Origin of the sequence: Celeribacter sp. PS-C1, assembly GCF_019429625.1 — a bacterium.
Taxonomy (GTDB): Bacteria; Pseudomonadota; Alphaproteobacteria; order Rhodobacterales; family Rhodobacteraceae; genus Celeribacter.
The window spans coordinates 172,012-183,176 of record NZ_JAHXRW010000008.1 but is presented as its reverse complement, the minus strand read 5'-3'; the positions used below and the strand labels follow the sequence as shown (position 1 = coordinate 183,176).

Genomic DNA, 11,165 nt, shown 5'->3' with positions numbered 1-11,165 from the left:
CAATATTGGTCGGGCTGCCACCGATATACTTCTCGAAGGACCCCATGTCCTCCAAACGCCCCCCAATCTGTGCGCCATAAAGATCAACGCCCGCGCGTCCAATGGTGATTACGTCAAGGTCTTTCATATCAATTCCCAATTTTCACAGGCCACAATTCAAGCGCCGATTTTCACAGGGCGCCCTTCAGAGCGCGCCATGGCATGGATGATGTGTTCGATGGTTAGCCCCTGTTCGAAATCCGGCCCGGCGTTGAGCGCGCCAGAGATCGCGGAGCAGAGGTCGCGGGCCTCGACGACCTTTTGTTCGTTGAAGCCGAAATTATGTCCCGGCGCCGGACAGAAGGCGGCGAATTCGGGTTGCGCGGGGCCTGTGAGGTGACGGGTAAAGCCCGCTTCGCCTGCACGATGCACCCAAAGCTCGTTCATCCTCTCCTGATCGAAGACCAGAGAGCCCTCCGAGCCGTGGATCTCCCATTGCAGGCGGCATTTGCGGCCACGTGCGACGCGAGAAGTCGCAAAAGAGCCGTGCGCGCCGGAGGCAAAGCGGATCAGCGCCAAAGCGCTGTCTTCATTCTCGACCGCTTTGGGGCCGCTGTCTGAGGGGCGGGTCGGGACCGCGATCTGGGTCATGGCGGTCAGTTCGTCGACCGGTCCCATGAGGGCGAGCATCTGGCTGACGAGATGACAGCCCAGATCGCCAAGCGCGCCCAAACCACCGCCCGCATGTGTCATGCGCCAACTCCAAGGCAGGGTGGGGTCCGCTGAGTAATCTTCGTCATAGACGCCGCGAAACGCCAGAAGTTCGCCGATCTGTCCGCTTTGCACGATGTCTTTCGCGGCTTTGAATGCGGGGCTTCGCAGGTAGTTGTAGCCCAGAAGCGTGACTGCCTTCGGGTGGTTTCGCGCGACTTCGGCCATATGGGTGGCATCCTCAAGGGTGAGGGCCATCGGCTTTTCGAGCCACACATGTTTGCCCGCCAACAGAGCTGCCTCCGCCATCTCGCGATGAAAGCCGTTGGGCGTGGTGATCGAGACGACATCGACCGCCGGATCGGTGATGGCTGCCTGCCAATCCGTCGTGGAGCGCGCAAATCCAAAGGCGTCGGCTGCGGTTTGTGCGGCGGCGTCAGAGGCATCGCAAACCAGTTCGAGACGCGGACGAGCGCCGCCATAGACGGTCGCCACATTGTTCCACGCCATCGCGTGGCATTTGCCCATAAAGCCTGTGCCGATCAGGGCCACGCCCAAGGGATGTTTTGGCATGAGTGTGTCCATGGAACGCTCCAATTTCGAGGTCTTCTCTGCGGGCGGCTCAGATGATGCCGCCCGCACTGGAGGAGACGAGGATCAGGCCCGATATCAGGCCCGATATCAGGCTTTAGATCGATCCAGTGATCAGATCGTGCCGCCGAGCGAACCTTCGAGTTCAGCAAGCTCTTGGCCGCCCGCCATCAGGTCCTGTAGCTCGGAGGAGGTGATGTCGCCCTTTTTCGCCGTGCCAAGTGTCTGGCCGCGATTGAGCACCGTAAAACGGTCGCCGACGGCCATGGCGTGGCGGACGTTGTGCGAGATGAACACCACGCCCACGCCTTGGCCGCGCACGCGGTCGATGGTCGACAGCACATTCGAGGTCTGGCGCACGCCAAGCGCCGAGGTCGGTTCGTCGAGGATCAGGACCTTGGCGCCGAAATAGACCGCGCGGGCGATGGCAACAGTTTGACGTTCGCCGCCGGAGAGTGTTCCCACGGCCTGATCGGGCGCGCGCAGGTTGATGCCCATTTTGCGCATTTCTTCCATGGTGATTTCGTTCGCGGTCTCGACGTCGAAGCGTTTCATAAGTCCGCGCCCTTTGGTCGGTTCGCGGCCCATGAAGAAGTTCCGCGTCACACTCATCAGCGGGATCATCGCGAGATCCTGAAAAACGGTCGCGATGCCCGCTTCCATCGCGTCGCGCGGGGAGGAAAAGGACAGGGGACGGTCTTCGAAGGTGATGGTCCCTGCGGTGGGCTTGTGGACCCCGGACATGGTCTTGATAAAGGTCGATTTCCCGGCGCCGTTGTCGCCCAAAAGGCAATGGCATTCGCCGGGGCGGACGTTGAAGGTCACGCCATTGAGGGCGATTACATTTCCAAAGTGTTTCTTGATGCCTTCCATATGGATGATGGGTTTTGCATCTGCGGAGACATCCCCGTGGTGGAATTTGGTATCAGCGGACATCTTAGCGCTCCCCCGTTACACGTTTGCGGATCACGTTGTTGAAGACCACGGCCAGCAAGAGCATGCCCCCGAGGAACACCTGGAACCAATCCTGATCGAAATCCGTGTAGGTCAGGCCGATGGTGACCATGCCAAAGATGATCGCACCAAAGAATGCGCCGATGGCGGACCCGTAGCCCCCGGTGAGCAGGCAGCCCCCGATCACGGCGGTGATGATCGCCTCGAATTCCTTCATGAAACCACGACGGGCATCGGTAGAGCCGGCATCAATCACGGTGATGATGGCGACGAGAGCGGCGGCCATGGCGGTGACCATGAAGAGGGAGATGCGCACGGATTTCACGGGAACGCCGGAATTTTGCGCCGCATTGGCATCGCCGCCGGTGGCGAAGATCCAGTTGCCGACGGGGGTGCGCAGCAAGACATAGGTGCAGACCAGCGCCATCGCGATGAACCAGAGGATTTCGACGGGAATGCCGGGCACTTTCGGGGTGCCGGATTTGAAGGTGTCGATCAGCCCCATCTCGCCCAGACGAAGGAACAGACCGCCAAAGGCGTCGCCGGAGAACAGGCTAGTCAGCGGGTCGCCCTCGACCGCGTCGCGCACGCCGCGCAGCTGGGTCGAGCCACCGGTGAAAATCTTGAGCCCGACAAGCGAGAGGCCCCGCAGGATGAAGAGCCCGGCGAGCGTTACGATGAACGACGGCAATCCGGTGCGGATCACGATGGAGCCGTTCAGTGCGCCCACCATGGCGGCAAAAGTCAGGGTCAGAGGAATGGCCACCAAGAGCGGCAAGGCGAGGTTCACAACCAGTACGCCGAAAATCATGCCCGCGAAGGCGACCATAGAGCCAATCGAGAGATCGAACTCGCCGCCGATCATCAACATGGCGGCTGCGATGCCCAGAATGCCGAGCTGCGCGGCCGGTGTCATGAAGTTCATGATCCCGGACAGGGTGAACATCGAACTGTCAGCGGTGATCAGAAAGAACACGGTGACCAGAATGACACCGCTGATGGCGCCAAGCTCCGGGCGTTTCATGAGCCGGGCTGCTAACGGCTCGGCTTTAATCCGTTCATCCTGAACAATGGTGGCATCACTTGCCATTGGTCTTCTCCTCCCGTCGGAAACGGGTCACGCGCGAACGCGTGACCCTATGTGTCAAATGTTAACGGATGCCCTGAGCGGACAGCTCGATCACCTGTGCGGCGGCATCTTCGGTCACGAGGTTCGGACCGGAGGCCACGTCGCCACCCGGCATGAGGCCGAACTGGGCGTGAAGAGCGAGGAAGGAAACCGGCAGATAGCCTTGCAGGAATTGTTGCTGGTCAATCGCGAATGCGGCTTTGCCGTCGGCCACGTCCTGCAGGAAACCTGCGGAAAGATCGAAAGAGGCGACGAGCACGTCTTCGCGACCGAGTGCCGCGACAGCGGCCACGGCGGGCTCACCCACCAAGGAGGCGCCGAGGCCAAGGACGGTGTCGACATCCGGATCGGAATCGAGCGCGGCGCGGACTTTGGATTCGACCTCCGCCGGATCGTTCATGGTCGGGATGACGGTGACCTCATGGCCGAAGCCTTCGGCAAAGCCTTCGCAACGCTGATCGAGGGACACGTTGCCGACCTCTTGGTTGACGCAGATGCCTTTTGTGCCGCCCATTTCGGCGAGTTTCGCACCCGCGGCTTTGCCCGCGTCATATTCGGATTGGCCGACATGCAAAAGCGCGCCCAGATCATGCGCCACATCGGAGCCGGAGTTCATCGAGATCACCGGAATGCCGGCCTCAACCGCACGTTGGATCGACGGCCCGAGCGCGTCTGCGTCGGGGATCGACACCACGATGCCGTCTGGCTCTTGGTTCACGGCGGCGTCGATGAGCTGGCTCATTTTCACCATGTCGAAAGTCTCGGGCGAGCGGAAATCAACATTCGCGCCAGTGTCTTCACCGGCTTTCGCGGCCCCATTTTTGACCACGGACCAGAACGGATCGTTTGCCTGGCCATGGGCAATGACGATGATATCCGTCGCCAGAGCAGGCGAGGCCAGCACCGCAAGAGTTGCCGCTGTCGTAAGAAGTTTCTTCATGAATTTTCCTCCCTAGGAAATTTGATGAGGGTCATCTTTGCCCTCTCGATGTCCGACGCGTGGACCGTGTCGGACCGCAAACCTTTGCGACACCTCCTCGTGTCGCAAAGGAAAGTCGTGGATTAGTAGGCGACGGTCACCGCCTCACCGGTTTTGGCAGAGGTGGTTGCGGCCTCGGCCATAGCAAGGGCAGCTATGCCGTCCTCAAGCGTGACCGGCATCTCGGTTCGGTCGAGCGCGGCGGCGACGAAGGCCTCCCATTCGAGGGCATAGGCCGGCATGTAGCGCTCAAGGAAAAAATAGGTCGGCTTTGCGGAGCTCACGCCCGCCACTGTGGATTTGACCACGGTGTTCTCGAGCATGTTCTGAGCTTGCAGCAGGCCGTCAGAGCCCAAAAGCTCGACGCGCTGATCGTAGCCATAGACGGCGCGACGGCTGTTTTTAATCACCGCGATGCGACCGTCTTTATAGGTCATGGTCACCACCGCAGTATCGACATCCCCGGCCTCGCCGATTTCGGGGTCGACAACAGAGCTGCCGACTGCGCGGATCGTGACCGGGCGCTCGCCCATCAGGAAATTGGCCATATCGAAATCGTGGATCATCATGTCGCGGAACAGGCCGCCCGACACTTTGATGTAGGACACCGGCGGTGGTGCCGGGTCGAAAGAGGTCAGCGAGAGCAATTCGGATTTGCCGATCTCGCCTTTCAGGCTTGAGGCCTTGAGTGCGGCGAAGTTCGGATCAAAACGGCGATTGAAACCGATCATGACCGGTTGTCCGGAGGCGTTGGCCGCCGCGAGACAGGCTTTGGCACGCTCAAGCGACAGATCGACGGGTTTCTCGCAGAGCACGGCTTTACCGGCCGCCGTCGCAGCCTCGATGAGGTCCGAATGGGTGTCGGTCGAGGTTGCGACCAGAACGGCATTAATAGAGGGGTCTGCGATAATCGCCTCAGACGAGGTCGCCTGCGCTCCGAATTTTGCAGCGAGGTCTTCCGCGGCGGGCATGTTCACATCGGACACGGCAACGAGGTCTGAACGCAAATTTCCAGAAATATTAACGGCATGCACCTGGCCGATGCGTCCCGCACCGAGCAATCCAACTTTCAGCATATTTATCCTCCCAGATCCGCGGAGACTCAGTCATCCGCAGTGCTCCTCGACTCATAAACAATCTTTGCACGCGCGTGCAAGAAATATTTGCACGCGCGTGCAAATTGGGGTGCTTTCCCGAAATTTTCACTTTAGGATACCGCTACCAAGCTAGTGAAGGGGGCGGTGATGCCTTATAAAAGCAAGCGATGACAGAGGAATTGTCCGCACGATGACCGGCCTGAATGAAAGCATCACCGCTGATGACGTGGCGCGCGCCGCAGGTGTGTCGCGGTGGACGGTGAACCGTGCTTTTAAGAAGGATGCCTCGATTTCCCCGAAAACGCGGGAAAAGGTGATGCGCGCTGCGGAAGAGCTTGGCTATGTCCCGGACCTGCGTGCGGCAGCGTTGGCTTCGGATCGGTCCAACCTTGTCGCGCTGTTGATTGATGATTTCACCAACCCGCATAAGCTGGTGATGCTGGAACGTCTGACACGCGCGTTGCGGAGCCGTGGTTGGGACACGCTTTTGGTCAACACGTTGAACCGCGAAGACACCGGGCCAGCGTTGCTCAACGCGAGCCAGCGGCGGGTCGATGCGACCATCCTCATCGGGATTCAGTTCGATGATAGCGTGTTGGCGGCGGCGCATAGTGCGCGGCGGTTTAAAAAGCTTATCATCTTTGCGCGCACCTCCGAGAACCCGAACACGATTTCGATCGCGGTCGATGACGCAGCAGCGACCAAGGAGATCGCGGAGTACGTCATGACGCGAGGTTATCGCAGGCCGCTTTATCTCGCGGGGCCACGCACGGTGTCGGCGCATTTGATGCGCAAGGAGACATTTCAGGAGTTTTGGCAAACGCATTTCAACGTCACGCCGGACACGATATCGGTCGAGGCCTATGACCCGGCGCTCGCGGGTCAGACCCTGACCGAAGAACTGTCGGGGCGCGAGCGTGAGGCCTATCCCGATATCATCGTATGTGAAAACGATGCGCTGGCGATCGGGTGCATCGACGTGCTGCGCCATCATTTTGACTTGCAGGTTCCGCGTGACATCGCCGTGATCGGTTTCGATGATGTGCCGCAGGCCGGAAGCCCGAACTATCGCCTGACGACCTATCGCCAGCCCCTGACGGAGATGGCCAATTATCTCGTCGATGTGCTTGAAAGCGATGAAACGACCAAACTTGATAAAAAGTTTTTAGGTCATCTGGTTACGCGTGAAAGTGCGTAGCTAAGCGATAGCTTTCGCGATTTTGGGTGTGATGCCGTAAACTTGGCTATCCCGCATCCTGTACCGCGATCTTTGTCACAGAATGTCCTCAAAGTTTAGCCGTGACCCAAGCTATGTGCGAACCGCGCGGGTGATTGCAGAGGGTTCCCTAAGCCAGATCGAGGTTCAATAGGGGAGGTTAGAGCGCAGCACGATCTACAATCGACGTACCGTCTTCTACGGTGTCTGCGGGGTGGGGGATGACCATTTCGCCCTCTTCAAGACCAGACAGAACCTCGGCACGGGTGTCGGATTGATGGCCGATCTCAATGGGGCGCAGACGCGCTGTGCCACCGTCGGCGACGAAGGTGGCCCAGCCGGTCCCGTCGCGAAACATGGCGGAGATCGGTATGGTCAGGGCGGTGTCATCCTCCCAACGCACGACTTTCAGGAAAACGGAATAGTGATGGCCCAAGCCGGGGCGCTCTTCGGGTGGGGTGACCAGATCGAAGACGGCGGAAACCCGTTGCTCTTCGATGCCCAGAGAGGACACATGGGTGTCGGCGCGCGGCGCGAGACGGATGAGCCGGGCCTCAAGCGCGGGTGTTCCACCCCAGCGTTCGACCATGGCGCGGGCGCCGATCTCGAGGCCTACGGCATCGGAGGATAGCAAATCCGCCTCGATCTCCAGATCGGCGACATCACCGATGGACAAGAGAGGGGAGCCGACCGCCACTGCATGCTCAGACACCTGAGTGATCGCCAGAACCTTGCCCGTGGCAGGTGCGGTGATCTCGACGCAGCAGGTTTCGCCCGCCTGCATAGACGCCCCCGGTTCGATCAACGCAGCCTGAGCACGCGCAAGAGAGGATTCGGCCATCTGGACGTTCGAGGCGGAGGCATCGCGGGCAGCGACACGCAGCGATAGAAGTTGTTGTGCATCTTCGAGCGCGGTGAGCGAGGAAACTCCACGCGCGACCAGCGCTTTGGTGCGCTCATATTGGCTTTGGGCATAGGACAGCTCTTCATCGGCCTGCCGCAACTGCGCACCCGCGAGATCGGCGGCGGCACGGGCCTCGCGCACGGCGGCTTCCAATTGCACGCGGGTGCGCGCATCAATCAGCGAGGGTGCGATGGGTTCGACCTTGGCCACCACGGTCACCCCCGCCTCGACCGGATCGCCTTCCTCTACGGGCGAGCGCAGTGCCGTGCCGGCAATCGGCGCGGAGACCTCATAGAGGTTGCGGATCTTGGTTTTGCCATCGGCATTGATGGTCACCTGCATCGGTCCTCGGGTCACGGGCGCAAGATCGACCGCCACGGGATGCGGGCGAAAGGCGATGAACAGGAGCGCCACGACGAGCGCGCCAACAATCAGGGTCAAAAGCGATTTGCGGGACTTGGAGGTCATGGGTCACTCCCGGGTTTTCATCACGGAAACAAGGTCAAGCCGGTCAATCCGCTGTCGCACCAAAAGCACGGAGGCCAGCGCGGTGCCCAGCACGACGACAGAGGCCGTGGCATAGGCGGCGGGCGGAAGGACCATGGGAATCGTATAGAGATCGGAGGTAAAACTGGCAGCCATAAGGTGCCCAAGGCCGTAGCCAATGAGCCAGCCCAAAGGCTGTGCCAGCGCAGCGATCAGCATGATTTCCCCGATCAGGATGTAGGAGACTTCCCAATTCGAGAAGCCGAGAATGCGCAGGGAGGCCAATTCGCGAGCGCGCTCGGAAAGCTGAATGCGGGCGCTGTTGTAAGTGAGGCCGACGGTGATCAGGATGGCGACCACGCTGAACAGCCCATTCATGATGGAGATGTTTTCCTCCACCGTGGCGTCGAATGAGGCCTTCATATCGGTGACGCGCACGGCGCCAGAGATCAGCGGCGTGTCTTTGATGGCGCGGTTGAAAGCGTTGTCTTGTCTGGGATCAAGCGTGACATTTGCGACGGAGATTTGCGGCACGCTGCGGGTCAGGCGCGACATGGCCTCGCGAGTCATGAAAGCGCCGAGGCCAAAGAATTGTTCGGTAACTCCTGCCACTGTCAAGGTGAACGTCTCGCGCCGTCCACTCAGGAACTCGACCTCGACCGGGTCGCCGGGGGCGAGGCGTAGGACTTCGGCCACGCGGGTGGTGATCAAGAGGCCGGGGCCTTCGACCTCAACCACGCGGCCCGCCTCGTCGATGGAGCGCGCCAAAGAGGCGCCCGCGCCGCGCGTTGTGATCGAAAGCTGTTTCTCCAAGTGCCCGTTGCGCAGTGTCACGGGTGTGAACAGTTCGCCCTCGACCTCCATCACGCCGGGCAGGTTGCGCACGTCCTCGAGCGCCGAGAGACTACGTTCTTTCGTGAAGAGCAACACGATGTCCTCGCGGTTCGACTGATTAAAGGCGATGTCGGCAACGCTGTTGATCGAATAGGAAAAAAAGCCCACGGAGATCATGATCGCAACCGCCAGCGACAGGCCAATAGCAGAAAAGGCCGCGCGCAGAGGCCAGCGAAACAGAGATCGCCAGATCATCATTGAGGGCTGGCTGAGGCGAAGCGCGGCCAATGCCCGGTCGAAGAGGCTGCGTTTGAACCGCGGCGGCGCGGGGGGCGACATCGCAACGGCGGGCGGTAGGCGGGCCGCGCCCATGGCGGAGCGCAGCGCGCCAACGGCGGCGGTCAAAAGTGCGAGGAAGCCGGAGATCGCATAGGCGTCATAGGAGACGTTGAAAATCAGATAGGGGAATTTGAAATATTGCGCATATTCTCCCGCCATCCAACGCGCAGATAGGCCACCGGTGATCCAGCCGATGATCACGCCCAACACGGCGGTCAGACCGGCCAGAAGCACGTAATGCGCGGCGATGTGCACGTCGGTATAACCAAGTGCCTTGAGCAATCCTATCTCGCCGCGCTCAAGCGCGATGATCCGGCCGATCACCATATTCACGAGAAAGGCGGAGATGCCGAAAAACACCGGCGGCAGGATGGTTGCCATGTTCTTGAGCTGTTTGATCTCGGTGGTGACGAAGGCGTTGGAGGCCTGTTCATCGCGGCCATGCGCGCCGGTGCCGCCGTTGGGTTCCAACAATGTGTCCAGCGCTTCGATCACCTGATCTTCTTGTGCGTCGCGCGACAGGCTGAGCGTCAAGGAGTTGAAGGCACCGGACATGTCAAAGGCAGAGGCCAGCATGGCCTGCGGCACCCAAAGGATGCCGAAACTCTCGTCATCGGGCATGAGTGTGCCGGGGCCGATGGCATAGACGAATTCGGGCGACAGTGCGGTGCCGGTGATGGTCAGGCGGCGTTTCTGGCCGGAGAGCAGCGCCTCGAAGGTGTCGCCGATCTCAAAGCCGTTGGCCTCAGCGAAGGGTTCGTTGACCATGACCTCATCAGTGGCCTGCGGATCGGGCAAGCGGCCCGCGCGCAGGAGCGGCACATTAAGTGTCGGAAGAGCGCCCGTGTCGGGCAAAGAGAGCGCCAAACCGGTCGCGGATTTCACCCGCCCCGGCAGATCGAGCATGAGATATTCCTGCACCCGCGCCTCGGCGGTTTGCACGCCGGGAAGGGCGGAGATTTCGGTCAAGAGCGGGCGTGGCGCCTTTTCGGTCATCGCCCAGACATCGGCAAATTCATTGCGTTCGTAAAAGGCCGCCAAAGTGTCATCCAGCGCCCTGTACATGCCGAAAGCGGTCAGGAGGATCATCACGCCGCAGGCCAACACCAAAGCGATGGCAAGCGACTGGCCCCAAAGCCGTCTGAAATCGCGCAGGAGTTTTTTGTCGAGCGCATGCATCTGGGTCACCACACGATCTCGGAGGGCGCAACGCGCGTCTCATTGGTGGAGACAGAGGCGATATTGCCATCCTGAAACCGCACCACGCGATGCGCCATGGCCTGAATGGCGGCGTTGTGCGTGATGACGATGGCGGTGGTGCCCAAATCTTCGTTGACCTCGCGGATCGCTTCCAAGACCTGAACGCCCGTGCTGCTGTCCAAGGCGCCGGTGGGTTCGTCGCACAACAGCACCTCGGGCCGTTTGGCGATCGCACGCGCGATGGCGACACGCTGTTGCTGGCCGCCGGAAAGTTCGGCCGGGAAATGGTCGATCCGATCGCTCATGCCGACACGTTCCAAGGCCTCTTCGGCCTTCATCGGATTGGGGGCGATGTCGGTTACCATCTGGACGTTTTCGCGCGCGGTAAGGGAAGGCACGAGGTTGTAGAACTGGAACACAAAGCCGACGTGATCGCGGCGAAACCGCGTCAGCGCCCGGTCGGATTGCACCGTCAGATCAAGGTCGCGGAACATCACCTTGCCAGAGGTGGCGTGATCCAAACCGCCTAAGATGTTCAAAAGCGTGGATTTGCCAGACCCCGATGGCCCGAGCAAAACCGTCAGTTCGGAGGCGAACAGATCAAGATTGACGCCAGAGAGCGCATGCACCTCTGCTCCGCCGGTGCGATAGGTCTTCACCAGCTTCTCGGTATGAAACACGGTCTCGGGCATGGCCTCCTCCTCTCGGAGACAGTTTACACCATTCCCGATCTGCCACCTTGAAAC

Annotated in this window: 9 protein-coding genes; 1 reads left to right on the top strand and 8 read right to left on the bottom strand. The window is 60.5% G+C overall.

Annotated elements, in window-relative coordinates:
* Window positions 1–156 precede the first annotated feature (156 nt).
* The 5 genes from J5Y17_RS13300 to iolG form a co-directional block, all read right to left on the bottom strand.
* A complete protein-coding gene (locus J5Y17_RS13300) occupies window positions 157–1,275 on the bottom strand; it encodes a Gfo/Idh/MocA family protein (protein WP_255572084.1) in 1,119 nt (372 codons plus the stop codon).
* A 120-nt stretch (window positions 1,276–1,395) separates the two neighbouring features.
* Window positions 1,396–2,217, bottom strand: coding sequence for an ATP-binding cassette domain-containing protein (locus J5Y17_RS13295; RefSeq protein WP_219785733.1), 822 nt, complete (start codon window positions 2,215–2,217; stop codon window positions 1,396–1,398).
* Between the two features lies 1 nt (window position 2,218).
* On the bottom strand, window positions 2,219–3,325 hold the full coding sequence (locus J5Y17_RS13290; protein WP_219785732.1) for an ABC transporter permease: 1,107 nt from the start codon (window positions 3,323–3,325) through the stop codon (window positions 2,219–2,221).
* A 61-nt stretch (window positions 3,326–3,386) separates the two neighbouring features.
* Complete coding sequence (locus tag J5Y17_RS13285) at window positions 3,387–4,304, bottom strand: sugar ABC transporter substrate-binding protein (RefSeq protein WP_219785731.1); 918 nt, start codon at window positions 4,302–4,304, stop codon at window positions 3,387–3,389.
* Between the two features lie 122 nt (window positions 4,305–4,426).
* A complete protein-coding gene (gene iolG / locus J5Y17_RS13280) occupies window positions 4,427–5,419 on the bottom strand; it encodes an inositol 2-dehydrogenase (RefSeq protein WP_219785730.1) in 993 nt (330 codons plus the stop codon).
* A 211-nt stretch (window positions 5,420–5,630) separates the two neighbouring features.
* On the opposite strand from iolG, the gene J5Y17_RS13275 reads away from it, so the two are divergent.
* Window positions 5,631–6,638 carry a LacI family DNA-binding transcriptional regulator gene (locus J5Y17_RS13275; RefSeq protein WP_219785729.1) on the top strand — a complete coding sequence of 336 codons (1,008 nt, stop codon included), beginning with the start codon at window positions 5,631–5,633 and terminating at the stop codon, window positions 6,636–6,638.
* Between the two features lie 178 nt (window positions 6,639–6,816).
* Here the strand turns inward: J5Y17_RS13275 and J5Y17_RS13270 are convergent, their stop codons facing one another.
* The 3 genes from J5Y17_RS13270 to J5Y17_RS13260 are packed head-to-tail and all read right to left on the bottom strand — an operon-like array spanning window position 6,817 to window position 11,111.
* A complete protein-coding gene (locus tag J5Y17_RS13270; RefSeq protein WP_219785728.1) occupies window positions 6,817–8,028 on the bottom strand; it encodes an efflux RND transporter periplasmic adaptor subunit in 1,212 nt (403 codons plus the stop codon).
* A gap of 3 nt (window positions 8,029–8,031) precedes the next feature.
* On the bottom strand, window positions 8,032–10,398 hold the full coding sequence (locus tag J5Y17_RS13265) for an ABC transporter permease (RefSeq protein ID WP_219785747.1): 2,367 nt from the start codon (window positions 10,396–10,398) through the stop codon (window positions 8,032–8,034).
* A gap of 5 nt (window positions 10,399–10,403) precedes the next feature.
* A complete protein-coding gene (locus J5Y17_RS13260) occupies window positions 10,404–11,111 on the bottom strand; it encodes an ABC transporter ATP-binding protein (protein WP_219785727.1) in 708 nt (235 codons plus the stop codon).
* Window positions 11,112–11,165 lie beyond the last annotated feature (54 nt).

What these genes read in the sequence shown, in the direction of transcription:
- J5Y17_RS13300 (WP_255572084.1), bottom strand. Translation starts at nt 1,275, where the DNA reads ATGGACACACTCATGCCAAAACATCCCTTGGGCGTGGCCCTGATCGGC.
- J5Y17_RS13295 (WP_219785733.1), bottom strand. Translation starts at nt 2,217, where the DNA reads ATGTCCGCTGATACCAAATTCCACCACGGGGATGTCTCCGCAGATGCA.
- J5Y17_RS13290 (WP_219785732.1), bottom strand. Translation starts at nt 3,325, where the DNA reads ATGGCAAGTGATGCCACCATTGTTCAGGATGAACGGATTAAAGCCGAG.
- J5Y17_RS13285 (WP_219785731.1), bottom strand. Translation starts at nt 4,304, where the DNA reads ATGAAGAAACTTCTTACGACAGCGGCAACTCTTGCGGTGCTGGCCTCG.
- iolG (WP_219785730.1), bottom strand. Translation starts at nt 5,419, where the DNA reads ATGCTGAAAGTTGGATTGCTCGGTGCGGGACGCATCGGCCAGGTGCAT.
- J5Y17_RS13275 (WP_219785729.1), top strand. Translation starts at nt 5,631, where the DNA reads ATGACCGGCCTGAATGAAAGCATCACCGCTGATGACGTGGCGCGCGCC.
- J5Y17_RS13270 (WP_219785728.1), bottom strand. Translation starts at nt 8,028, where the DNA reads ATGACCTCCAAGTCCCGCAAATCGCTTTTGACCCTGATTGTTGGCGCG.
- J5Y17_RS13265 (WP_219785747.1), bottom strand. Translation starts at nt 10,398, where the DNA reads ATGCATGCGCTCGACAAAAAACTCCTGCGCGATTTCAGACGGCTTTGG.
- J5Y17_RS13260 (WP_219785727.1), bottom strand. Translation starts at nt 11,111, where the DNA reads ATGCCCGAGACCGTGTTTCATACCGAGAAGCTGGTGAAGACCTATCGC.